Consider the following 19,941-nt stretch of genomic DNA (forward strand, 5'->3'; position numbering starts at 1 on the left):
ATGCTGCCGACAACCATCCTGATCGACGACGCGCCGCGCTGCGTCGTGCGGCCAACCGACACCAAGGACCTCAATCGCTTCATCCGCAACGGCAAGGGATTCTTGCTGGCCGAGCGGCCCCAGGGAAAGATCACGCACCGGGCGGCGAACGAAGCCGAGATGGGTAAGTGGCAGAGCGGACTCGCTCTGCACAAGGCGTGGGGCGGCACCGAGGAAGAGTTCTTTGGACTGCCGCTGTCCGACTGATGCCGCGCCCCTTTCAGGCGTGCCCGCCACGCGCGTCGTGCGGATTTCCCGCCTGGTTGCGCATCCAGTCGGCGAGCTTGGTGAGTGCGGCATCGAGTTCCCCGCGCGCCGCCTCGTCGGCAACCGTCTCCGCCAGCGCACCGCGCATGCAGAGCAGCCACGCGTCGCGCTCGGCGCTGCCGATCGGGAAGCCGATGTGCCGCTGGCGCAGCCGCGGATGGCCCTTCTCCGGCGAATAGAGCTTGGGGCCGCCGGTCCATTCGGTGAGGTAGCGCTTCAACACCTGCTTGGTCGATGCAAGGTCATCTGCATGCATGGCGCGAATACGGGTGGCTTCGGGAGCCTCGTCCATCCGGCGATAGAAGCTTTCCACCAAGCGGTCGATGACAACAGGACCCCCGATCCGCTCGAATATTGAAACAGTCACCACCGTATCGCTCATGCCGATGCCTTCCGCTGCGCGCGCCTACTCGTCCATGCTCGGCGACAGGATAACCTCCGCCGGCGCCCCTGGGCCTTGATCGGCGACAAATTCCAGCGTGGATACACGCGAAAGCCCGTCGCCGCTGTCCATCAGCACGACAGCATCTTCCGGCAATCCTTTCAGTCGATCGAGCAGTTGCGCGACGGTCACAGCCAGTCCCCCGCTAATCCGGATGGATCATGATTTCCATGGTCTCGTCATGATCGTCGAAAGCGTTGAACGGGCGGTCGTCCTCGACCAGCCGCTCGCCGCACAGGCAGACCTCGCCGTCGATCATCGCCAGCGCGATCGGCTGGAGATTCTTGCCGCTGCAGGGCCCGGCGACGCATAGCCCGCTGTCGATCTCGAACGCGGCGCCGTGACGACCGCATTTCAGGAACGCGCGATCCTGCGTGAAGAAGTCGCCATTGCCGATATTGAGCCAGACCCCGTCATGCGGGCAGGCGTTGACGTAGCCGACATAGGTGTTGTCGTGGCTCCGAATCACGACGATCGGGAACGGCCGGCTCTCACCGGACGTATCAAGGCGCGACAGGCTGAACGCTTTCGCGCCGCCGCGCTCGATCTCGTCGCTCGCGCAGATGACGAAGACGTCGATCCCTTCCAGGCCCATGGCGCGCCTCCCGCGAGTCAGGCTGCCGCCGGCGCGGCCGCCTGCTTCAGCGCCTTCAGTTCCTCGCGCGTCAGCCGGAACACGCCCCGCCCGCCCGCGAGCGCCTGGTAGACGTCGCCGGCCTTGTCGCTGAGGAAATTGAACCAGGCCTGCGGCGTAAGGCCCTCCGGCCGCTCGCTGATCTCGACCACGGTGCCGTTCGGCGCAAAGCGCGCGTGAAGAATGACGTTCTGCGTGTCCATTGTCTCGCTCCCGCGCTCACAGACCCGACGAAAAGCCGAGCAGCTCGATCTTGACGTCTTCGGTGCCTAGCACGGTGGCCTGACAGGCAAGCCGCGATTTCGAGCCGACGCCAACGATCGAATCGAGCTTCTCGTTCTCGAGCTTAGCGATCTTCGACAGCCCTTTGCGGCCCTCCTGCACGAAGATATGGCATGAGCCGCATTTGGCCTGGCCTTCGCACTTGTGGAGAATCGCGATCTCGGCGCCCAGCAGCGCGGCGAGCAGCGTCGTACCTTCCGTAACTTCGATGGTCTTGCCTTCGGGCATGACGGTCAGTGTGGTCATGATCTTCATCCTCTCTGTTATGCGTACCCGTGGTTCAGTAGATCGCCGCGCCTGCGCCCACATTGATCGAGGCGTCCTTCATGGTCTCGACGATGAATTCGATCTGGCCGTCGGTGAGATGGGTATGAAAAGGGAGCGCGATGGCGCGATCGGCGATCTTCTCGGTCACCAGGAGATCGCCGCGACGGTATCCGAAATCGAAATAGTGCCGCTGCAAGTGCAGCGGCTGGCTGTAGGCCACGGCCTCGACCTGCTCGACCCGGAGATCCTCGGCGATGGCATTCCGGCTCAAGCGGGTGAAGCGGGTGCCGAGATGCACGAGATAGAGGAACCAGTTCACCTCGGTCACATCGGGCGCGATATAGGGCGGCTTGATGCCCTCGAAGGACTGCACATGCGTCGCATAGAGCTGCTCGACGAGCCGGCGGCGTTCGATGATCTCGTCGATGCGCCTCAGCTGCGCGAGCCCGAGCGCGGCGGCGAGATCGCTGATCCCGGCCTGATAGGGCGCTGCCGAGCCGACCACGACCGAGGAGCGTTCGCTCAGCCGGTGCGAGCGGTGACGCCGCAGCGTCACGGCAAGGTCGATGTCGTCGGTAACGACCATGCCGCCTTCGCCACAGGTCAGCAGCGACGGCTGCGCGAAATCGAACACGGCGACGTCGCCGAAGCTGCCGACCAGGGAGCCCTTGTAGCGCGAGCCGATCGCCTCGGTGGAATCCTCCAGCAGGAGGATACCGTGCCGGTCCGCGATGGCGCGCAACTCCGACCAGGGCGCGGGATGGCCGTTGGTGTTGCCGGCGAGAATCGCCCGCGTCGCCCGCGTGATGCGCTCCTCCACCTTCGCTGGCGCCAGGTTGCCGGACCAATAGTCGATATCGGCAAACACCGGCCGTGCGCCGGCGAGGCCGATCGCATGCGCGGTCTCTCGAAACGCGTAGGCCGAGGCGATGACCTCGTCGCCGGCGCCTATGCCGTAGGCTTTCAGGGCGAGCAGCAGGCCAATCGTGCCGCTCGGCACCGCGACCGCATAGGCGCGGCCGACATAGGCAGCGAAGGCCTCCTCGAACGCTTCGGAAAGCGGCCCATTGGAGAGCCGCGGTGAGCGCAGGACGGCATCCACCGCCCCGATCTCGGCTAGCGTGATGTCGGGGTCTGACAGTGGAATGAAGTCATGGCCGGCTTCGACCGGCGCCTCGGCGGCCTCTGCAACGTCGTCGTAGACGAGAGCCGGTTCCGTCATGACCGGACCGCCCGCTTTGCCAGCACGATGCCGGTCGCGCGCGCCGGATCGTCGGTAATCTGCGCGCAGTGATCGGCGCTATCGAGCAGATGCAGGTCGAACGCCCCAAGGCTGCGGAACGGCGTCTCCGTCACGTCGGAGGCGTCGCAGCGGATCCAGGCGAGATGCGGAAACCGCTGACGTAGGGTCGCGAAGACCCGTGGCGCCGCATCCGGTGCGGTGAGCGCCTGCTCGATCTCGGCCAGTTCGTGCGCTGCCAAGGCCATCCCGTTCCCCCTACTGCCAGAACACGCGTTCGGGATCGGCGTTCAGCACATCCGTCACCGAGGTCAGCCGCTGATGTGTCGAGTGCAGCATCCAGACGCCCCGTTCATGATCCTTGCGGAGCAGATGCCAAGTCGCGCTCGCACCATCGTAGTGCAGCAGCGCGATTTCGATCACGCCGCCCCCGGCGTCGATGTTTCGCGAACAGCAGGGGCTCTGGATCAGATAGCCGCCGGCGACACTGGCGACGTTCGGCGAAACGTAGCGATACCGTTGCCGCGACCTCAACGCGCGCTCGATTCGCCTGCAATCGAGCTCATTCGGATGGGCCGGTACACCGGCATCGATTCGTCTGAGGACCGCGGCATTCATCGTGGCATCCCTACAGCGGACTGATTTCTTCTTCGAGGCAGCCGACCACCAGCCGCTCGCCGAACTCGACGAGATAGATCGGCAGATTGGCGTCGGTATGCCGGCCGACCTGGACGATTTCTCCGGTGTGGCCGACACCGACGAGCAGACCCTCCGCCGGCGCATCCGGAAACGAGCCATCGTTGTGCAGGTCCACCGCCGCCTTCACGCGCTGGCCCCATTGGTACTTCGGCAATCTGGGTTCGATCATCATGATGCAGCCTCCGGCAGCGGAATGTCCTCGACCGCATCGCGCGGGGTGATGGGGTCGAGCTCCTTGCGCTTCATCCCGACGCGGTTGCCGCTTTCGAGGAATTCGACGCCATAGATGTAGAATTGCTGGAGGAAGGTGCCGATCGAGACCACGTAGCCGATCTCGCCCTTCTTGGCGAGGATGTCGCCGATCTCCTTGCCGGCATAGGTACCGTCATTGCGGATGGTGCGCTTGGCCCGCACCTTCTCGCCGAAACTGAAGAAGGGCGGGGCCGTCAGCTCGACGACGTCGCTGTCACGGACGATGTTGCTCATGCCGATGTCCCCGTTCCTCGTTCGAGCCGCACGGCGATGCGCGATCGCGCGACCTCGCGCACGAGGCTGTCCTGATCTTCGACGAGCCCCGTGAGCTCGCCGGCCGCGGCACGGCTCGCGACCTCGTAGCGGATGCGCCAGTCCGGATCGCAGCGCATGAGCGCCAAAAGCTCGGGCGACAGGCGCTGCGCGACCTCGAGCCGCACGGCCGCATCGCGATCATTGATCATGCCGAACAGCCATTCGTCCGCAACACGCCGGGCCACGACGCGGCGGACCTCCGCCTCCTCGTCATTCATCATCCGGCCGAGCAGCAGCGGCGGCAGCCTGCGCGCGACGACGAGGCGCACGTAGTAATCCTCGTCGCCAGCCATCGGCAGCAGCTCGTCGCCCTCGATCAGCGTCGCAACCCGCATCCTCACCTCGCGATGCGGATCCTTGCGAAGTTGCAGCGCGTAACGCTTGGGCAGGCGACGAACCGCGTTCCAGCGCACGGTCTCGTCGGCATCGCCGAGCAACGGCGGAAGCAGGAACAGGTTAGCGAATTTTGCGGCGATCGCGCGTACCTCGAAATGCGGGTGGCCGAGGTAGCCGTCGGCGAGGCCAGGATTCCAATTGAAGAAGCGGTCGATGCGGCGCGCATAACGATCGTTGACACAAGCATGTCTGCTCCGGCAGCCGCCGGCGCCATTGAGCGTGAGATGCGTGCAGGCCGCACAGTTGACCTGATGACCTTGCCAGTCGAGGGCTTCGTCGATGTCGTCAGTCATCGTCCTGCCCCATCCGGTCGAGCACGCCCAGGAGGACTCTGGCGCCGATCTTGTCAGTGGGATCGAGCTGCAGGAGCTTCTGGACTGCCAGCCGTCCCTCTTCGGTCTCGCCAAGACGCATCTGCAAATAGGCGTAGCCTTTCAGCGAGAACAGGAAGAAGCGCGCAAGGATGTTCTCGTAGCGGCCGAACTCGGCGTCGCCGGCCTGCACAAGGCGCCAGTCTGCGGCAAGATTGTTCTCCTGTGCCGCCCTGAGCAGGCAGCGCCGAGCGACGTCGAGCGCCTCGGTGAGACGGCCCTTGTAGAAGTAGAACCGATAGAGGCCGATCAGCACGGCAGCATGTCCGGGCGCGAGCGCGTCGGCTTCGCGCAGATGACGTTCCGCGACGTCGTCCAGGTGATAGGAGAGCCCCGCCTCCCACAGATGATGTTCCGCCTCGCTCGGCAGCCCGCGCCCGAGCAAGGCGCTGGTGACGAGCGCCTCATTGATCTCGACCTGCGGGCTGACGAACGTGTCGGGCATCATTGTCGCCTGTTCAGTGATGTCCGCAGGAGACCTGCTTCGGATCGTGGAACACGAGCCCGGTCTGGGTCGGCGTATCCGCGAAATCGATGGTCACTCCGTCAAGCAGCAGCCGGCTTTCGGCCGGCAGGAACAGCTTGACGCCGTCGCGCTCGACCACGGCATCGCCGGCCCGGGGCTCGGCGCGCACGCTGATGTCGGCGGTAAGGCCGGAGCAGCCGCCCGGACTGACCGCGAGGCGGAAGCCGCTACCCGCGGCACCGTCGACGCGGAGCATCGTGCGCATGAATTTCTGCGCGGCTGGCGTGATCGTGAAATTCATGTCTTCTCCTCTCAGGCTGGCGCCTGGTAGCGCGGCAGTGACGTATCGATGACGCAGGTATTGTCGACCGGGCACACCGCCACGCATTGCGGCTCATCGAAATGGCCGATGCATTCGGTGCACTTCTTCGGATCGATCACGAACGTCCCGCCCTTCTCCCGGATGGCGACGTTCGGGCATTCTGGCTCGCAGGCCGAACAGCTCGTGCACTGTGAGGCAATGATCTTGAACGGCATCGGTCCCTCCTCAAGCCGCCGAAATCAGCGCGCCCTGGCGGATGACGGCATCGCCGCGCTCCACATGGATGATCTCGCCGCTGTTGACCTTGTCGAGATAGGCCTTGAACCAGGCGATCGCCGACTTCTCGATGAACTCATGAGCATACTGATCGACCGGCTCGATGCCGGCCTTGATCAGGTCGCCCTTCGGGCAGCCGCCGATCTTGGCGACAAAGACTGCATGGCAATCGTTGATGGCGCGGATGATGGTCTCCAGGCTGTCTTCCTCGCCGTAGCCGCCCTGGCAGTAGAGATCGACGCGGCGATGGCCGACGAATTTCGCGCCCGAGGTCGAGAGCTCGTAGACCTGGAACTCCTTGGCATGACCGAAATGCTCGTTGATCAGGCCGGAGCCCTTGGTCGCCACAGCCGCCAGCACCTTGATGTCGCTGGAGGCGCCGGCGAGCTCGGCGAGCTCCTCCTGCTTGGCCGCAACCTTGGCAACGCGCTCCTCCTCGACCTTTTCCTGATACGCCTTGCGGGTCTCGGCGTCGTATTTGACCTCCATGGCCATGATCTTCTCGGTGGTGAACTCGGCGCTGCGATCTTCCCCGAGCAGACCGACAGCGTCGGCCCGGCACTGCCGGCAGTGCCGCATCATGTTCATCTCGCCCTCGCAGGAATCCTGCAGCGCCTTCAGCTCCTGCGCGCTCGGACCACGCTGCCCGTTCAGGCCGAACACAGTGCCGTGCTCGGGCGAGGAGATCAGCGGCATGATGTTGTGCAAGAAGGCGCCGCGCGACTTGACGGCCTTGTTGACCTCGACCAGGTGCTGGTCGTTGATCCCCGGGATCATCACCGAGTTGATCTTGCAGAGGATGCCGCGCTCGGTAAGCATCTCCAGGCCCTGGAGCTGCCGATCGGTAAGGATCTTGGCGGCCTCATAACCTGTGTACCGCTTGTGCTTGTAGAAGATCCAGGGGTAGATCTTCGCGCCGATCTCGGGATCGACCATGTTGATGGTGATGGTGACGTGATCGACGTTGAAGCGCGCGATGGCGTCGATATGGTCGGGCAGCGCGAGGCCATTGGTCGAGAGGCAAAGCTTGATGTCAGGCGCGGTCCGGCTGATCAGATCGAACGTCTTGAAGGTCTTTTCCGGGTTGGCCAGCGGATCGCCGGGACCGGCGATGCCGAGCACGGTCATCTGCGGGATAGTGGAGGCGACCGCCAGAACCTTCTTGGCGGCCTGCTCGGGCGTCAGCTTCTCGCTGACAACGCCGGGACGCGATTCATTGGCACAGTCATATTTGCGGTTGCAGTAATTGCACTGGATGTTGCAGGCCGGCGCGACTGCGACATGCATGCGCGCGTAGTGATGGTGCGCTTCTTCGCTGTAGCAGGGGTGGTTCTTCACCTTCTCCCAGATTTCGGTCGGCAGATCGCCCTGCCCAGCCTGCGATCCGCAGCTTGCCTTGCCGCTGCCGCCCGTGGTGCCGCAGCCTTTGTGCTCGGCGATGGCCTGCATGATCTCGCCGACATCGGCGACACTGCCGTTGCCGCTCGCGTCGTCTTGCGCTGAAACGTCCATGTGCTCAGTTCTCCTTGCAGGCCGAACAGATTTGCGGGGCTCGGATTTCGAGAAGCGTCCTCAGAGTCGTTCTAGAAAGGTATTAGCAACCTGCATGCCATCGTCGCGCCTGCGACTTTCTTCGCTTGCTTCAAGGAGTTAGCGCGCTCGCGATGGAATGTCGGGTTGTCAACGCATGTTGGAAAGATGACAGACGCGACATCGTCGACGAGATGCATCGATGCGCGCGGGATCTTCGCCCGAAGATAGTTCGCGCGAAGATCGCCAGATCGGCAACGCGATGGAGGGTCAGCCCGCCAGTACGATCTCGACCGCGCGCGCAAGCGGGATTGCAAGCGGGGTCAGGCCCTGGCTCACCAGGAAGCGCAGCTCGTTCTTCGACAGCGCGTCGGGTTCGACGACGGCATAGTGGGTGTCGGTCGAGCGCTTCGAGACCTGTCGCGCGTAGGTGCGCAGGAGCTGGTCGTTGAAACGGCAGCCGAGGAACAGAAAGCTGCGGCCGGTGCGCCGCGCCTTGACCTCGTCCGGGATCGGCGTCTGGATGTCAATCTCAGTCAGCACTTCGACATAGTCGGCGTCCGAAATCAGGAAATTCTTGGCCGGCGCCACGCTTCCGTGAGGCTTGTAGAGGATCGTTGTCCAGGTCCCGGCCTTTGCGCGGTCGACCTCCTGACCTGCGGCATCGTAGAACCGGTACCAGCGGTCCTCGCCGATGCCGGCGCGGGTGATACCCTGGATCTCGCCCCAGTCGCCGCGCCCGGCGAGCGCGCTCCGCATCGCGCCGTCGTACCAGCTGTCGACGATCAGCGGCAGCGACATGGTGGCGAGATGGCGATGCAGCGCCGTGGGCGCGACCGGAATGGCAAACGCATCTGCCATCAGCGCCGTCACGGTGGCGCGGTGCCTGGTGCTCTCGATGTGCTGCGCAGAAGCCCAGGCATTGCCGCGGGTGCGGCGCGGCAGCGCGACCTTGGTGCCGAAATAAGCCGCCAGCGCCTCGGGGTTCATAGGCACGGAAGGCGTGGCGAGTTCGACGACGCCTGGTCCGAGGTAGGGAATGACGTCGCCGCCGCGCAGCCGCGCGACAACGCCGGCAAGGATGGCTTCAGCATCTGCGGGGTTGGCGAAATCGATCTGCGGGACCGGCGCATTCATCACTCGTCTCCCTCTCCGCCACGCTTCTTGGCGTTGATGGTAATCGGCAGGTTGGTATCGGCGGCCATATGGGGCAAGTCGAGTACCCAGCCATTGGCGATCTTGATCCAGCCGCCCCACAGGGTCTCGTGCTCGGATGCAACGATCGGCTCCTCGAGATCCTTCTTCGGCACATAGATCGACAGGCCGGTCTCCGGCGAACGACGAATCATGACTTTCATGAGCTGAGCTCCCCGGTAAGAGAGGTGTCGCTCGCGCGCTCTTGCCACGAAGGAGACCATGCTCTCAGTTTCAATAGGATGTCCGGCAGCACGTGCAGGACACGGTCGATCTCGTCTTCCGTGGTTTCGCGGGACAGCGAGAAGCGGATGGCGCCGCGCAGCGCCTGCGTCGGTACGTTCATGGCACGCAGCACATGCGACGGTTCCATCGATCCTGAAGCGCAGGCCGATCCCAGCGAAGCAGCAATGCCGGCACGGTTCAGATGGTGGATGATCGCCTCGCCCTCGAGATGCTCGAACGCGATGTTCGACGTATTCGGCAGCCGGCTCTTGACGTCGCCGAGCACCATGCAGTGGCCGAGCTGCAGGATCCCCTGCTCCATCCGATCGCGTAGCGTAGCGACCCCCGTTCGCTCCTGCTCCAGTTGCGTCGCGGCGAGCTCGGCCGCCTTGCCGAGACCGACGATGCCGGGAACGTTCTCGGTGCCGGCGCGGCGGCGACGTTCCTGCGGGCCGCCCAGGATGAGCGGCTTGAATTTCGTGCCCTTGCGCACATAAAGCGCGCCGATCCCCTTGGGACCGTGCAGTTTGTGGCTCGACAGCGAGAGCATGTCGATCTCGGTTGCCTTGAGATCGATCGGAATCCGTCCGACGGCCTGCACCGCATCGGTGTGAAACAGTGCGCCGGCCGAACGGGCCATCTTGGCCAGGAACTCGACCGGGAAGACCGTTCCGGTCTCGTTGTTGGCCCACATCACGGATGCGATCGCGGTGCGTGGGCCGAGCGCACGCCGAAAGGCCTCAATGTCCAGGCGGCCATGTGTATCCACTGGGATGAGATGGCTCTTGATGCCGCGGCGGTCGAGATCCTCGACCAGCGACAGCACCGCAGGATGCTCCACCGAAGTGGTAACGATCTCGTCGCGCCCCTCCTGAACGGCAAGCGCCGACAGGATCGCGGCGTTGTCGGATTCTGTGCCGCCGGAGGTGAAGACGATCTCGTGATCGAACGCTGCGCCGATCAGGCGCTGTACGCTGCGCCGCGCCTCCCTCACCCCCTGGGCGACGTCACTGCCGAAAACATGCACCGAGGACGCATTGCCGAACTGCTCGGAGAAGAACGGCAGCATCGCCGCGACGACGGATGGGTCCGTGCGGGTCGTCGCGTTGTTGTCGAGGTAGATCGGCCGCACGGAATCCCTCTCTCGGTGTCGGGGCCCTGCTCAGTGACGGGGCTTGGCCGCTCCGGCAACGGGAATCAGACGGACGAACTCGCCAAGCCGTTCGACCAGGCGAGCCTGGATGCCCTCCAGCGTCGCGCTCGCGAGCTTGCAGAACACGCAGGCCCCGGTGAGCCTGACCATGATCTTGTTGCCGTCGATCTCGAGCAGCTCGCAATCGCCGCCGTCGCGCTTGAGATTGGGCCGGATCTCGTCCAGCACGGCGCGGACGATCTGCTCGCGACCCGAGGGTTCGGCGGCTGGCAACTGTTTCAGGTGTTCGGATTCGACGAGCATTTCAAATTCTCTCTGTGACGGATCGGATCGACGGATGTAGCTCAGCTGAACGACTTGCCGCAGGAGCAGCTCGACTTCGCGTTGGGATTGTCGAAGGTGAAGCCGGAGCCTTCCAGCGCGACGACGAAGTCGATCGTGGTGCCGTTGAGATGCTCGTGGCTCGCATTGTCGACGAACACCTTCACGCCGCCGCGCTCGATGACGGTGTCGTCGGGCTTGGCCTCCTCGGCGAGACCCATCATGTATTTGAAGCCGGCGCAGCCGCCGGTTTCGACCATGATGCGCAAGCCGCTCGCCGGCTGTGCCGCGGAGGAGATCGCAGTCTTCACCGCATTCACCGCGCTGTCCGTCAGGTTGATCATCGCTCGCCCTCGCTGTCTGGGTCTGTTGCAGTGAGGGATCGCAAGTCCCGTGCCAGAGCGCATATGTCTGAAACCGCTGCGTTTTCGCCAAAGGCGCGCCTGTTGTCTTTGCGACGCTTGTCGGGTTTGCGACATGCGGCCATGGCGACGCCGGGACAACCCGAATGGCAACGCGATACCGGGTGCTGCGCAACGGCCGCACTAAAGCAATCCGGATTCCCGCTGCATTCGAACTTTGGGCGCATACGCGTGCGGTCGGCAAACTCCTTGCATAAGGGCCATCGAAACCTTCGTGCCGGCCGACAGCCGCGCTGCCAACAAGATCAGGAGAGATCCATGACGTCGATCGACAACACCGCCCTTGGTCGCCTGGACAAGGAGGGCCGGCTCCTGAACGCGGTGCTGAAGGGCGACACCACCAAGCCCGGGCGCTTCGGCTTTCGCGGCGACATCGCGCTGAAATTCCAGGCCCAGGTCGCCGACGAAAAACGTCCGCCGGACTACTCGATCGAGCAGGTGCTGACCGTGGCGCAGGAGGGCGAACCGACCATTCCGGTGCTCGCCGGTTACCTGCATTCCTATGCCTATCTTGCCGACGTCGCCAAGGTGCTGGACGGCGCGTTGAGCCCAAAGGGCAGCTACTTCATGTTCTGCAACAACATCGACCTTCTGGCAAAATACCGCACCAGGATCGGTGACATCGAATTCCGCATATTGCCGTGCGACGAATCGACGGTGTGGAAGGAGATGATGGACCTCGCCGCCGTCGACAAGAACGACATCAAGAAGCTCGATACAGCCGGCAAGCTCGACTATCTGCTCGATGCCGCCAAGAATCTCGACGGCTCCTATACCGAGATCTCCTTCGAGGACGGCGTTAAGAAGATGGAGCCGGTGAAGAACCGCAACGAGAACCGTCCGGTCTGACGCATCCGCGTCAGACTTCCTCCTCGCAGGCCGTCTCGTCGTCCTCGACCAGCGTCACGCCGGTGACACAGATATCGCCGTCAAGCACGGCGAGCGCGATCGGCGTCAGGCTCTCGCCCTTGCACGGCCCATCCACGCAATGGCCGGAGCCGAGATCGAAGGTCGCGCCATGCTTGCCGCAGAGCAGCAGAGTGCCATTCCCGTCGAGGAACTGGTTGCGCTCCCAGTCCAGGTTCACGCCATTGTGCGGGCACCGGTTGAGATAGCCAAACACCTGCTTGCCCCAGCGTACGATCACGATCGGCCAGGGCCGCGGCCTACCGTCCTCGCCGACGATCATGAGATGAAAGCCGATCGCCCGCTGGCTCGGAATGTCGTTGAAGGCGCAGATCGCATAGGCGGTATTCTGGTCCATGCTGTCCTCGTTCGCGGTCGGATATCTCGAACGCTGCAAGAATCGCGCTAGGCGCTGCGTCCCGTTTGTTCTGTACGGAATCCGACATAACGACGCGGTTGCCACAACGACCCGACCTGGCTCGACATACCGGCCCAGATTGCAGGCCGATTGACCCGGATTCGGCGACGTCGTGCCCCTCGGCACGCACGCGCGAGGTGGCACGAAAATTGATGTTGTTCAGTCAGGCCCGCTGGCATGGAGAATGACATGAACGTCGCGTCCGAATTCACCGCCTGCTCGGAAGACGAGATCAGGGCGTTGCTCGATGGCGGCACGTTGACCGTCTATTCGGTCGCGCGCCCGATCACCGCCGATCGCCCGGTCGATCGCAGCGGCGTGCTGGCAACCTTCAAATTCGCAAGCCCCGCCTTCAGCGGCGATGCCGCCGGCGCGGTCTTCGCGGCTAATCCGGTGCCGGCAAGCAGTGTCGGCACACCCGGCTTTGCCCGCGCCTGCAAGGTGGACGGCACCGTGGTCGCGGACTTTTCCGCCGGTCCCGGCCCGCGCGAGATCAAGTTCGCCGAGGTCTCCTGCTCGCAGGGCGCGCCCGTGAAGATCACCGCGTTCAAGTTCTTCGCCGAAGGCGGCTGGCCGGAGCGCCCCGACTATTACGACGCACACCCCCGCCCCGGCTTTACCATGCCGATGGTGCCGTGATGGCGATACTGGTCAAGACCACGCAGGACGGCCGCAAGCTCGAAGTCGTTGGACTTGCGATCACGCTGGGCGGCAAGCTCGAAGCGAACGAACTGATCGAGGTGAAGGATCACCCCTATCGCCGCGCGATCCGCACCGCTGCGCCGGAGGCGACCCACATGGCCGGCCGCGTGCCCCTGACGCAGACGGAGGCCACGATCGTGCTCGCCGCGTTCCAGCAGGCGGAAGCCGACATGCTCGCCAATCCGGTCGCCATCCACGAACGGTTTCGGATCGCAGCGATGATGAAGGCGCGCGAACAGGGCATCGAGTAGACCGGACCGCGACGTCCGTCGCGCGTCAGTTCATCGCGTGCCTGTGCCGGCGATAGCTGCCCGCCTCGCCCAGCTCGAACATGGCGCCGATCCCGGGATGGCTGACAGGCTCGCCGGAATCATCGGGCTCCAGATCGCGTCCGCAATACAGGCCACATAGGGGACTTCATCGTCTTCGGCGAACAGCCGCTAGACCAGGCCCGTCGCAGCCCCGCCAGGCACCGGTTCGCCATCCGTGCCGGCGAACGACGTATCGACGTCGAAAATGACACCGCGCATCGCATAGAGCCGGTGGCGGATCACCTGACCGATATTGTACCTGGCGAACCGGGTCTTGCTCATCGCTGGTCCCGCACGCCTCAGGCGGCCGCGGGAGCGTGGGTCTGGCAGTTGGTCGGACAGACCCGCGCGCAGGCGCCACAGCCGATGCAGGCGCCGTCGTCGTTCATCACCATGACCTTCTTCTCGACTTCGTCATCGTCGTGATCGAGGTCGACCATCTCGCCGTCCTCGTTGATGCCCTTGAGCGTCATGACCTCGCGGCCGCAGACCTTGTAGCAGCGGCCGCAGCCGATGCATTTCCCGGCATCGATCGACACCAGATAGTCCGGCTTCCAGTCGCGGCCATCGCGGGTTGCGTAGGACATGATCGTGACCTCGGCTCAGACCTTTTCCAGCGACTTGAGATCCTCGCGCTTGCGCTCAAGCTCTGCGAAGGCATCGTGGGCCTTCTGCGCCACGCTCAGGATCGAGGTCCAGTTGATCGGAAGCTCCTCCGAGAGATCGTGGAGGTCCATCTTGGCCTGCGTCGCCTTGGCCGACAGCTTCTTGATCTCGGCCTTCAGGGTTTCAAGGTCGCTCATGCTCAAACCTCAGTAATTCGCCACATCGGGAAATTTGCGGATCATCTCGACCCCGCCCGCGACATATTTGTCGCCTTCGGCGGCAAGCTTGCCGAGATTGTCAAAGCCGAAGCGATGCACGTCGCGCAGCTGCTTGTTGACGACGATGAGCCGGCCGCCGATCAGGACCATGCGGCCAAAGCCCTCATGGTGCATCTTCAGCATCGGCGAGATCATCACGCCGGTCTCCTTCTCGATCAAGAGCGCGACCGCGTTGAAGAACAGCTCCATCCGCCAGATCGTGTCCGGATCGGGATCACCGACGATCGGCAGCGCGCGGCGTTTCTCCTTGTCGAGGATATAGGGCTCGAGCAGGTCGAGGTCCTTCTTGCCCTCCCAGGCGCCATGGGTGTCCTGGGCCCGCCAGATCTTGACGAGTTCCTTGACGAACGGCGCCTCGGCCGCGGCGTCGGGTTGGATCAGTTCAGCCGCTTCAGTCATGGCGGTTTCCTTCAGTCTTCGAAAACAAAGCTGCGTTCCTGCCCCTTAGCGAGCACCTTGCGCAGCCACGGCGGCGGCGAACCCTTCAGGACGTCTTCGAGCTTGACGCAGAGGTCGTCGATCGCCTCGGGTTGCGTCACTTTCATCGGATGGATGTTGTTGGCGACGACCCGCGCCGCGCCCGAGCCGCCGATCGCGGCGACATAGAGGATCACGCAATCCTTGATCGCCTCGATCTTCGGCGCCAGCTTGTCCTCGTTGCCGTCCTCCTTGAGGTCGCCGTCGAACTGGATGGCCTCGACGAAGTGATGGCCGTCCGGATTGACATCGTAGATGGCGATATTTTTGGCCCAGCCGAAATGCGCATCGACGCGCTTCAGGTCCTGGGTGGCAAAGGCGACTTTCATCGATCTGGTCCCTCTTGTTGCGTCAGTGCAGTTGCGGCGGGACGACCTGGAGCCCGACGTCCGTGGTCCGCCAGGTATCGGGCGTCGGCTGGTGGTTGGCTTCGCGGTCGCCAACGACGAGATTGGCGAGGTCAAAGATCAGATCGCGCGTGCCGCGGTAGCCGACCGACATCTGGTGCCCGGCGCCGAGCCGATCGAACATCGGGAAGCCCACGCGATAGAACGGGATCTTCAGCCGCGAGGCCGCCTGGCGGCCGTGCGAATGGGTGATGAGGAGATCGCAGTCACGCGCCTTGGCGAGCTCTTCGAGATCTTCGAGATCGCCGATCAAGACCTCCCGCGTCTTGACGCGTTCCAGCACGGGCGAGACCGTCGTGGTCACGGCGACCGCGAGCTCGGCCCCCATCTCGTGCAGCATGCTCGACAGATCGAACAGCAGGTCCGGTTCCGCACCGATCGCAAGCTTGCGGCCGCCGATGTGGAAATGCGTGTCAAGCATCGCATCCGCAAGCTGGCCGCGCTGCCGGCGATACTTCACCGGGACCGGCCGACCGCTGATCTCGCTCAGGAAAGAGATGAACTCGTCGTTGGGGATGAGGCCGCAGAGCCGCTCGAACAGCCGGAACGGCACCCCCGTCTTCCGCTCCATCGCTTCCGCGGCACGCTTCATTTGCGCACCGATCGCGATGGTCCAGCCCGCCTGCCCCATGGTCGCGATCTCGTCGACGCCGATACCGCCGATCGTGGTCGGCGTGAACTCGTCCGGGATGTGCCCGTCGATCGAGCCGGCAAGATCCGGCAGGAAGGACGGCTTGAGCCCGAAATCCTCGATGATCGTACGCAGCTCGTCGAGATCGCCGGGCGTGAGGTGGCAGCCCGGCAGGACGTTGACGCGAACCGGGTCACGGGCGGTCCCCGCCTCGACGTGATCGACCAGCACCTCGACGATGCGCGCCACGGTCTTCTCCCAGCCGTCTTGGAAGGCGTCCTTGAAATCGGGCGTCGACACGTAGACCAGCGGGAATTTTTCGAGTTGCGGATGCTTCTGCCGGATCAAGCGGATGAAGCCCTCGACGTCGTCGCCCTTGGTCTCGGTGACACCGGTCGAGTTGATGCCGATGATCTCTGGCTTGGTGCGATTGTAGATATTGAGGATCGCCTGCTCGACATTCTCATAACCGCCGAGCACGGTCGCGACCTCGCTCATCGCCGTGGTCTGCATCGGCACGGCTTCCTTGAAGTGCCGCACGAACAACGTCAGGCCGAACGAAGTGCAGCCTTGCGAGCCGTGCAGCAGCGGCATTGCGCCGCGTAGACCCATGAAGGCGAACGAGCCACCGATCGGCTGGCTCATCTTGAGCGGATTGACCGAGCAGGCCTTCTTCGAGGTGGTGACGATCGCCATCGGCCGCGCCCTACTCCGCCACCTGAAGCACGGGCGCAGGCTGAGCTGCGAGAATGTCCTCGATCCGCCCCTTGCAGGCGCCGCAACCGCCCGAGGCATTGGTATGCTCCTTCACCCCGTCAACGGTAGAAAGGCCGTGCGCGGCGATGGCGTCCTCGATGGTGCCGAGGTCGACCGTCTTGCAGAAGCAGATCTTCCTGGCCCGCCGGGTCTCCTCGACGCGGACCGGATCGGCGGCGATCTCGGCGGCCTGCGCGTCCATCTGCGCCATCGCCTTGGCCTGCCAATTCACGCCCGCATCGTCCCAGGGCGCAGGCTTGCGGAGCTGCGCCCACATCGGATTGTAGAGCGCCTTCTCGATCTCCTCCATCAGCTTGATCATGCCGATATAGCCCATATACCCGTGGCAGCGCTCCTGGTTGATATCGAGCCACGGCATCGCCGCCTTCAGCGCGACGAACTGCGACTTGCCGCCGGACAGCATGATGTCGGCGCGCGCGTCCTTCAGCATCTTGTACATTTCGCGCGGCGTCATGTCCTCGATCATGTGGGCGTCCTGGCCCATCAGCTCCTTGATCCGCTCCTTGTCCTCCTTAGTGGATTTCTTCACGGACGTGCCGACGATCTCGAGCCCCGCCTCCTGGAGTGCTGCAACCACCGACCACGACTTCACGCCGCCGGTGATCAGCAGCACCTTCTTGTCCCTGAAGCGTGGCTTGAAGCGCTCGATGGCAGCCCAGGCCTGGGCTTCCTCCCGCGCAATCACCGCCTCGGTGCGGTCCATCAGCTCCGCCGGTGCGCCGCGCTCGATCAGCATGCGCGCGATCTCGCGCAAGGAATCGCTGGAATCCTGGATGCCGTAGAACGAGCCCTCGAAGTACGGTATGCCGTAGCGCTCCTCCATCTTGCGGGCGACGTTGATCATCGCCTTGGAGCACACCATCATCGCCGCTTTAGCGCGGTGCGAGTAGGCGAGCTCGCGATATTTGCCGTCGCCGGAGATGCAGGACAGGATGCGGATGCCGAGTTCGTCGAGCAGCGGCTTGATCTGCCAGAACTCGCCGGACAGGTTGTATTCACCGATGATGTTGATGTCGTAGGGCGTGGTGTAATCCGGCTCTTCGGTGCCGATCACGTGCTCCAGCAATGCCTCGCCGGCGAGCTTGTTGCCGAGATTCTTCGGGCCGACGAAGCCCGGCGAATTAACGGGGATCACCGGCTTGCCGAACTTGGTCGCGGCGGCCCTGCAGACCGCGTTGATGTCGTCGCCGATCATGGCGGGCACGCAGGTCTGGTAGACGAAGATCGCCGGCGGATCGTATTTCTCGATGACTTCCTTGATCGCCTTGTAGAGCCGCTTCTCGCCCCCGAATACGATGTCGGTTTCGTTCATGTCGGTGGTGAAGCTGCGCCGCCAGAGATCGGAGCCTGAAGAGGCAGATCCCCGGTTGTCCCAGGAGTTGCCCTCGCAGGCTATCGGGCCGTGGACCAGATGGGCAACATCGGTGAAGGGCTGGAGCGCGATCTTGGCCCCGTCGAAGGCGCAGCCGCCGGCGGCCCCGCCCGGCTGCAGCTGCTTGGTGCAGCCCTTCTTGCGCTCGGCTTCCGTCTTGTTGGCGTTCTTGCCGCAGCCCGGCTCGTTGAAGACGTCCTGGATGGTGGACAGCGAGCTCATGCGTCTCTCCTATTCCCCGACCCGCTGCGCGAGCACTTCGCCCCGCAGTCTCGATCGCTCTGGCTAGACTCGTCCTCCGCCGCCGCCTGTTTCGAGGCGGCGACGGGTGTTTCGGGCATCAACGAATGATGTCGAAGCTGTAGTCTGTCTTGGCGGGCACGTTGGTGTTCTTGTCGATCTCGTCGAAGATCTTGTCGAGGATCTTCACCAGCACGTTCATGCCACCCTGATAGCCCCAAACCGGATAGCGATGGTGGTGGTGGCGGTCGAACACCGGGAAGCCGATACGGATCAGCGGCGTGCCGGTGTCACGTTCCAGGTACTTGCCGTAGGTGTTGCCGATCAGGAAATCGACGGGCTCGGTGAACAGCAGCGAGCGCATGTGCCAGAGATCCTTGCCCGGATAGGCATGGCAGTTCTTGCCGAACGGCGAACTGGCGAACAGCCCTTCCATCTTCTCCGCCCAGGCCTTGTTGCCGTTGGTGGAGAGCACATGGGTCGGCTCGGCACCAAGCTCGAGCAGGAAGGCCGCAAGGCCGTAGCAGAGATCGGGATCGCCGTAGATCGCGAACTTCTTGCCGTGGATATGCGCACTGGAGTCGGCCATGGCGTCGACCAGGCGGCCACGCTCCTGCTCCAGCGCCTTCGCGATCGGCTTGCCGGTGATGCGCGACAGCGTCATCAGGAAGTCGTCGGTGGCGCTGACGCCGACCGGATGGTTGAAGGCGGCGACCTCCTGGCCATGCCCCTGGACGAAGGGCAGCGTCTTCTCGGTGCAGTATTGCTGCATGGAGATGGTCGCCTTGGCATGGATCGCGTTCGCGGCGTCCTCCAGCGTGGTGCCGCCGTCATACATGCGGAACTCGCCGTCAGTGGGGGTATCGAACACGTCGCTGTTGTCGGCGAGGATCGTGTATTCGATCCCCATCAGCTCAAAGATTCGCTTCATCTCGCGGATGTTGCCGACGGTGTAACCGTCGAAGCCGCCGATGAAGTTGATCTTGCCGTTTTCCTTGCGCTCCAGCTTCGGGGCGGTACCGGCCTTGCCGTCCCAGAAGTGCTCTAGGATGCCCTTGAGCGCGTTGTCGTAGCCGGTCACGTGGCTGCCGACAAAGGCCGGCGTATGGGCGAAGGGAACGTCGTACTCCGCCGGAACCGATCCCTTCTCCTTCGCCGTCTTGATGAAGGCGTTGAGGTCGTCGCCGATCACCTCAGCCATGCAGGTGGTAGAGACCGCAATCATCTTCGGCTGGTACATGTTGTAAGTGTTGGCGAGCCCGTCGATCATGTTGTTCAGGCCGCCAAAAACCGCCGCGTCCTCCGTCATCGAGGATGAGACGCAAGAGCTCGGCTCCTTGAAGTGACGCGACAGATGGCTGCGGTAGTAGGCGACGCAGCCCTGCGAGCCGTGCACGAAGGGCAGCGTACCTTCGAACCCGACGGCGACGAACACGGCACCCAGCGGTTGGCAGGCCTTGGCCGGGTTGACGGTCAGCGCTTCGCGGGCAAAATTCTTCTCGCGATATTCGGGCGTCTTGGCCCATTCCCGGATGCGTTCGACTTCCGCCGGGTCGTGCGGATTTTCGAACAGCGTCTTCTTGTTGGCCAGCATCTGCTGGTATTCCGGACCTCGGAACAGCTCGAAGTGATCGAGCACGTGTTCGGCATTCTGTGTCATCGTGGCACCTTCGTTGGATATCGTGTTCGATCGCCTGCCGCGG

The 19,941-nt window shown here is 63.8% G+C and carries 33 protein-coding genes; 4 read left to right on the forward strand and 29 right to left on the reverse strand.

What is annotated here, in order from left to right; translation table 11 throughout:
- On the forward strand, positions 1-246 hold the full coding sequence (locus A5906_RS14965; RefSeq protein WP_080136033.1) for a hypothetical protein: 246 nt from the start codon (positions 1-3) through the stop codon (positions 244-246).
- A 13-nt stretch (positions 247-259) separates the two neighbouring features.
- Here A5906_RS14965 and A5906_RS14970 read toward each other — a convergent pair whose 3' ends face one another.
- The 20 genes from A5906_RS14970 to A5906_RS15060 form a co-directional block, all read right to left on the reverse strand.
- Positions 260-688 (reverse strand): group II truncated hemoglobin, encoded by a 429-nt coding sequence (locus A5906_RS14970; protein ID WP_080136036.1) that lies wholly within the window; start codon positions 686-688, stop codon positions 260-262.
- A 24-nt stretch (positions 689-712) separates the two neighbouring features.
- On the reverse strand, positions 713-880 hold the full coding sequence (locus tag A5906_RS43040; protein ID WP_167523652.1) for a hypothetical protein: 168 nt from the start codon (positions 878-880) through the stop codon (positions 713-715).
- A gap of 13 nt (positions 881-893) precedes the next feature.
- Positions 894-1,343, reverse strand: coding sequence for a Rieske (2Fe-2S) protein (locus A5906_RS14975; RefSeq protein ID WP_080136038.1), 450 nt, complete (start codon positions 1,341-1,343; stop codon positions 894-896).
- A 17-nt stretch (positions 1,344-1,360) separates the two neighbouring features.
- Positions 1,361-1,585 carry a hypothetical protein gene (locus A5906_RS14980; RefSeq protein WP_080136040.1) on the reverse strand — a complete coding sequence of 75 codons (225 nt, stop codon included), beginning with the start codon at positions 1,583-1,585 and terminating at the stop codon, positions 1,361-1,363.
- 16 nt (positions 1,586-1,601) lie between these two features.
- Positions 1,602-1,910 carry a 2Fe-2S iron-sulfur cluster-binding protein gene (locus A5906_RS14985; protein ID WP_080136152.1) on the reverse strand — a complete coding sequence of 103 codons (309 nt, stop codon included), beginning with the start codon at positions 1,908-1,910 and terminating at the stop codon, positions 1,602-1,604.
- A gap of 34 nt (positions 1,911-1,944) precedes the next feature.
- The gene (locus A5906_RS14990) at positions 1,945-3,153 is read right to left on the reverse strand and encodes a DegT/DnrJ/EryC1/StrS family aminotransferase (RefSeq protein ID WP_080136042.1); all 1,209 of its coding nucleotides are present in this window, start codon (positions 3,151-3,153) and stop codon (positions 1,945-1,947) included.
- A complete protein-coding gene (locus A5906_RS14995) occupies positions 3,150-3,419 on the reverse strand; it encodes a DUF6129 family protein (RefSeq protein WP_080136044.1) in 270 nt (89 codons plus the stop codon). Before A5906_RS14995 ends, A5906_RS14990 begins: the two co-directional genes overlap by 4 nt.
- Before the next feature lie 10 nt (positions 3,420-3,429).
- On the reverse strand, positions 3,430-3,789 hold the full coding sequence (locus A5906_RS15000) for a DUF3024 domain-containing protein (protein WP_080136046.1): 360 nt from the start codon (positions 3,787-3,789) through the stop codon (positions 3,430-3,432).
- A gap of 10 nt (positions 3,790-3,799) precedes the next feature.
- The gene (locus A5906_RS15005; RefSeq protein ID WP_080136153.1) at positions 3,800-4,039 is read right to left on the reverse strand and encodes a nitrogen fixation protein NifZ; all 240 of its coding nucleotides are present in this window, start codon (positions 4,037-4,039) and stop codon (positions 3,800-3,802) included.
- On the reverse strand, positions 4,039-4,356 hold the full coding sequence (locus A5906_RS15010; RefSeq protein ID WP_080136048.1) for a nitrogen fixation protein NifZ: 318 nt from the start codon (positions 4,354-4,356) through the stop codon (positions 4,039-4,041). The genes A5906_RS15005 and A5906_RS15010 overlap by 1 nt, the downstream gene beginning before the upstream one ends.
- Positions 4,353-5,126, reverse strand: coding sequence for a 4Fe4S-binding leucine-rich repeat protein (locus tag A5906_RS15015; RefSeq protein ID WP_080136050.1), 774 nt, complete (start codon positions 5,124-5,126; stop codon positions 4,353-4,355). The genes A5906_RS15010 and A5906_RS15015 overlap by 4 nt, the downstream gene beginning before the upstream one ends.
- Positions 5,119-5,652 (reverse strand): hypothetical protein, encoded by a 534-nt coding sequence (locus A5906_RS15020; protein ID WP_080136052.1) that lies wholly within the window; start codon positions 5,650-5,652, stop codon positions 5,119-5,121. The genes A5906_RS15015 and A5906_RS15020 overlap by 8 nt, the downstream gene beginning before the upstream one ends.
- A 10-nt stretch (positions 5,653-5,662) precedes the next feature.
- Entirely contained in the window at positions 5,663-5,971 is a 309-nt protein-coding gene (locus tag A5906_RS15025; protein ID WP_080136054.1) for a HesB/IscA family protein, read from the reverse strand.
- An 11-nt stretch (positions 5,972-5,982) separates the two neighbouring features.
- Positions 5,983-6,207 carry a 4Fe-4S binding protein gene (locus tag A5906_RS15030; RefSeq protein WP_080136056.1) on the reverse strand — a complete coding sequence of 75 codons (225 nt, stop codon included), beginning with the start codon at positions 6,205-6,207 and terminating at the stop codon, positions 5,983-5,985.
- 10 nt (positions 6,208-6,217) lie between these two features.
- The gene (nifB, locus tag A5906_RS15035) at positions 6,218-7,717 is read right to left on the reverse strand and encodes a nitrogenase cofactor biosynthesis protein NifB (protein ID WP_136615248.1); all 1,500 of its coding nucleotides are present in this window, start codon (positions 7,715-7,717) and stop codon (positions 6,218-6,220) included.
- A gap of 351 nt (positions 7,718-8,068) precedes the next feature.
- The gene (locus A5906_RS15040) at positions 8,069-8,935 is read right to left on the reverse strand and encodes an SIR2 family NAD-dependent protein deacylase (RefSeq protein ID WP_080136060.1); all 867 of its coding nucleotides are present in this window, start codon (positions 8,933-8,935) and stop codon (positions 8,069-8,071) included.
- Entirely contained in the window at positions 8,935-9,156 is a 222-nt protein-coding gene (gene nifT / locus A5906_RS15045; RefSeq protein ID WP_080136062.1) for a putative nitrogen fixation protein NifT, read from the reverse strand. Before nifT ends, A5906_RS15040 begins: the two co-directional genes overlap by 1 nt.
- Positions 9,153-10,349, reverse strand: coding sequence for a cysteine desulfurase NifS (gene nifS / locus A5906_RS15050; protein ID WP_080136064.1), 1,197 nt, complete (start codon positions 10,347-10,349; stop codon positions 9,153-9,155). The genes nifT and nifS overlap by 4 nt, the downstream gene beginning before the upstream one ends.
- A gap of 30 nt (positions 10,350-10,379) precedes the next feature.
- Positions 10,380-10,673, reverse strand: coding sequence for a NifU family protein (locus tag A5906_RS15055; RefSeq protein ID WP_080136066.1), 294 nt, complete (start codon positions 10,671-10,673; stop codon positions 10,380-10,382).
- 41 nt (positions 10,674-10,714) lie between these two features.
- Positions 10,715-11,035 (reverse strand): iron-sulfur cluster assembly accessory protein, encoded by a 321-nt coding sequence (locus A5906_RS15060; RefSeq protein WP_080136068.1) that lies wholly within the window; start codon positions 11,033-11,035, stop codon positions 10,715-10,717.
- 336 nt (positions 11,036-11,371) lie between these two features.
- On the opposite strand from A5906_RS15060, the gene A5906_RS15065 reads away from it, so the two are divergent.
- A complete protein-coding gene (locus A5906_RS15065; protein WP_080136070.1) occupies positions 11,372-11,962 on the forward strand; it encodes a hypothetical protein in 591 nt (196 codons plus the stop codon).
- Positions 11,963-11,972: 10 nt separating this feature from the next.
- Here the strand turns inward: A5906_RS15065 and A5906_RS15070 are convergent, their stop codons facing one another.
- Positions 11,973-12,377: a Rieske (2Fe-2S) protein gene (locus A5906_RS15070; RefSeq protein ID WP_080136154.1), complete on the reverse strand. Its 405-nt coding sequence runs from the start codon at positions 12,375-12,377 to the stop codon at positions 11,973-11,975.
- Between the two features lie 249 nt (positions 12,378-12,626).
- Between A5906_RS15070 and A5906_RS15075 the strand changes: the two genes are divergently transcribed.
- Positions 12,627-13,076, forward strand: coding sequence for a hypothetical protein (locus A5906_RS15075; protein ID WP_080136155.1), 450 nt, complete (start codon positions 12,627-12,629; stop codon positions 13,074-13,076).
- Positions 13,073-13,390, forward strand: a complete 318-nt coding sequence (locus tag A5906_RS15080; RefSeq protein ID WP_136615242.1) for a hypothetical protein — start codon at positions 13,073-13,075, stop codon at positions 13,388-13,390. Before A5906_RS15075 ends, A5906_RS15080 begins: the two co-directional genes overlap by 4 nt.
- Before the next feature lie 189 nt (positions 13,391-13,579).
- On the opposite strand, the gene A5906_RS15085 is transcribed toward A5906_RS15080, so the two are convergent.
- The 8 genes from A5906_RS15085 to nifK form a co-directional block, all read right to left on the reverse strand.
- Entirely contained in the window at positions 13,580-13,732 is a 153-nt protein-coding gene (locus tag A5906_RS15085) for a hemimethylated DNA-binding YccV-like domain-containing protein (protein WP_080136074.1), read from the reverse strand.
- A gap of 17 nt (positions 13,733-13,749) precedes the next feature.
- Positions 13,750-14,037, reverse strand: a complete 288-nt coding sequence (gene fdxB, locus A5906_RS15090) for a ferredoxin III, nif-specific (protein WP_080136075.1) — start codon at positions 14,035-14,037, stop codon at positions 13,750-13,752.
- Between the two features lie 15 nt (positions 14,038-14,052).
- Positions 14,053-14,253, reverse strand: coding sequence for a CCE_0567 family metalloprotein (locus A5906_RS15095; protein ID WP_080136076.1), 201 nt, complete (start codon positions 14,251-14,253; stop codon positions 14,053-14,055).
- A gap of 9 nt (positions 14,254-14,262) precedes the next feature.
- A complete protein-coding gene (locus A5906_RS15100) occupies positions 14,263-14,733 on the reverse strand; it encodes a NifX-associated nitrogen fixation protein (RefSeq protein ID WP_080136077.1) in 471 nt (156 codons plus the stop codon).
- Between the two features lie 11 nt (positions 14,734-14,744).
- A complete protein-coding gene (gene nifX / locus A5906_RS15105) occupies positions 14,745-15,140 on the reverse strand; it encodes a nitrogen fixation protein NifX (RefSeq protein ID WP_080136078.1) in 396 nt (131 codons plus the stop codon).
- 22 nt (positions 15,141-15,162) lie between these two features.
- Positions 15,163-16,545, reverse strand: a complete 1,383-nt coding sequence (gene nifN, locus A5906_RS15110) for a nitrogenase iron-molybdenum cofactor biosynthesis protein NifN (protein WP_080136079.1) — start codon at positions 16,543-16,545, stop codon at positions 15,163-15,165.
- Between the two features lie 10 nt (positions 16,546-16,555).
- A complete protein-coding gene (gene nifE, locus A5906_RS15115) occupies positions 16,556-18,220 on the reverse strand; it encodes a nitrogenase iron-molybdenum cofactor biosynthesis protein NifE (protein WP_080136080.1) in 1,665 nt (554 codons plus the stop codon).
- A gap of 118 nt (positions 18,221-18,338) precedes the next feature.
- Positions 18,339-19,898 (reverse strand): nitrogenase molybdenum-iron protein subunit beta, encoded by a 1,560-nt coding sequence (gene nifK, locus A5906_RS15120; protein WP_080136081.1) that lies wholly within the window; start codon positions 19,896-19,898, stop codon positions 18,339-18,341.
- Between the last annotated feature and the right edge of the window lie 43 nt (positions 19,899-19,941).

The sequence above is a fragment of the Bradyrhizobium sacchari genome, from assembly GCF_002068095.1.
GTDB classification, from domain to species: domain Bacteria; phylum Pseudomonadota; class Alphaproteobacteria; order Rhizobiales; family Xanthobacteraceae; genus Bradyrhizobium; species Bradyrhizobium sacchari.

What these genes read in the sequence shown, in the direction of transcription:
- A5906_RS14965 (WP_080136033.1), top strand. Translation starts at nt 1, where the DNA reads ATGCTGCCGACAACCATCCTGATCGACGACGCGCCGCGCTGCGTCGTG.
- A5906_RS14970 (WP_080136036.1), bottom strand. Translation starts at nt 688, where the DNA reads ATGAGCGATACGGTGGTGACTGTTTCAATATTCGAGCGGATCGGGGGT.
- A5906_RS14975 (WP_080136038.1), bottom strand. Translation starts at nt 1,343, where the DNA reads ATGGGCCTGGAAGGGATCGACGTCTTCGTCATCTGCGCGAGCGACGAG.
- A5906_RS14980 (WP_080136040.1), bottom strand. Translation starts at nt 1,585, where the DNA reads ATGGACACGCAGAACGTCATTCTTCACGCGCGCTTTGCGCCGAACGGC.
- A5906_RS14985 (WP_080136152.1), bottom strand. Translation starts at nt 1,910, where the DNA reads ATGACCACACTGACCGTCATGCCCGAAGGCAAGACCATCGAAGTTACG.
- A5906_RS14990 (WP_080136042.1), bottom strand. Translation starts at nt 3,153, where the DNA reads ATGACGGAACCGGCTCTCGTCTACGACGACGTTGCAGAGGCCGCCGAG.
- A5906_RS14995 (WP_080136044.1), bottom strand. Translation starts at nt 3,419, where the DNA reads ATGGCCTTGGCAGCGCACGAACTGGCCGAGATCGAGCAGGCGCTCACC.
- A5906_RS15000 (WP_080136046.1), bottom strand. Translation starts at nt 3,789, where the DNA reads ATGAATGCCGCGGTCCTCAGACGAATCGATGCCGGTGTACCGGCCCAT.
- A5906_RS15005 (WP_080136153.1), bottom strand. Translation starts at nt 4,039, where the DNA reads ATGATCGAACCCAGATTGCCGAAGTACCAATGGGGCCAGCGCGTGAAG.
- A5906_RS15010 (WP_080136048.1), bottom strand. Translation starts at nt 4,356, where the DNA reads ATGAGCAACATCGTCCGTGACAGCGACGTCGTCGAGCTGACGGCCCCG.
- A5906_RS15015 (WP_080136050.1), bottom strand. Translation starts at nt 5,126, where the DNA reads ATGACTGACGACATCGACGAAGCCCTCGACTGGCAAGGTCATCAGGTC.
- A5906_RS15020 (WP_080136052.1), bottom strand. Translation starts at nt 5,652, where the DNA reads ATGATGCCCGACACGTTCGTCAGCCCGCAGGTCGAGATCAATGAGGCG.
- A5906_RS15025 (WP_080136054.1), bottom strand. Translation starts at nt 5,971, where the DNA reads ATGAATTTCACGATCACGCCAGCCGCGCAGAAATTCATGCGCACGATG.
- A5906_RS15030 (WP_080136056.1), bottom strand. Translation starts at nt 6,207, where the DNA reads ATGCCGTTCAAGATCATTGCCTCACAGTGCACGAGCTGTTCGGCCTGC.
- nifB (WP_136615248.1), bottom strand. Translation starts at nt 7,717, where the DNA reads ATGCAGGCCATCGCCGAGCACAAAGGCTGCGGCACCACGGGCGGCAGC.
- A5906_RS15040 (WP_080136060.1), bottom strand. Translation starts at nt 8,935, where the DNA reads ATGAATGCGCCGGTCCCGCAGATCGATTTCGCCAACCCCGCAGATGCT.
- nifT (WP_080136062.1), bottom strand. Translation starts at nt 9,156, where the DNA reads ATGAAAGTCATGATTCGTCGTTCGCCGGAGACCGGCCTGTCGATCTAT.
- A5906_RS15055 (WP_080136066.1), bottom strand. Translation starts at nt 10,673, where the DNA reads ATGCTCGTCGAATCCGAACACCTGAAACAGTTGCCAGCCGCCGAACCC.
- A5906_RS15060 (WP_080136068.1), bottom strand. Translation starts at nt 11,035, where the DNA reads ATGATCAACCTGACGGACAGCGCGGTGAATGCGGTGAAGACTGCGATC.
- A5906_RS15065 (WP_080136070.1), top strand. Translation starts at nt 11,372, where the DNA reads ATGACGTCGATCGACAACACCGCCCTTGGTCGCCTGGACAAGGAGGGC.
- A5906_RS15070 (WP_080136154.1), bottom strand. Translation starts at nt 12,377, where the DNA reads ATGGACCAGAATACCGCCTATGCGATCTGCGCCTTCAACGACATTCCG.
- A5906_RS15075 (WP_080136155.1), top strand. Translation starts at nt 12,627, where the DNA reads ATGAACGTCGCGTCCGAATTCACCGCCTGCTCGGAAGACGAGATCAGG.
- A5906_RS15085 (WP_080136074.1), bottom strand. Translation starts at nt 13,732, where the DNA reads ATGAGCAAGACCCGGTTCGCCAGGTACAATATCGGTCAGGTGATCCGC.
- fdxB (WP_080136075.1), bottom strand. Translation starts at nt 14,037, where the DNA reads ATGTCCTACGCAACCCGCGATGGCCGCGACTGGAAGCCGGACTATCTG.
- A5906_RS15095 (WP_080136076.1), bottom strand. Translation starts at nt 14,253, where the DNA reads ATGAGCGACCTTGAAACCCTGAAGGCCGAGATCAAGAAGCTGTCGGCC.
- A5906_RS15100 (WP_080136077.1), bottom strand. Translation starts at nt 14,733, where the DNA reads ATGACTGAAGCGGCTGAACTGATCCAACCCGACGCCGCGGCCGAGGCG.
- nifX (WP_080136078.1), bottom strand. Translation starts at nt 15,140, where the DNA reads ATGAAAGTCGCCTTTGCCACCCAGGACCTGAAGCGCGTCGATGCGCAT.
- nifN (WP_080136079.1), bottom strand. Translation starts at nt 16,545, where the DNA reads ATGGCGATCGTCACCACCTCGAAGAAGGCCTGCTCGGTCAATCCGCTC.
- nifE (WP_080136080.1), bottom strand. Translation starts at nt 18,220, where the DNA reads ATGAGCTCGCTGTCCACCATCCAGGACGTCTTCAACGAGCCGGGCTGC.
- nifK (WP_080136081.1), bottom strand. Translation starts at nt 19,898, where the DNA reads ATGACACAGAATGCCGAACACGTGCTCGATCACTTCGAGCTGTTCCGA.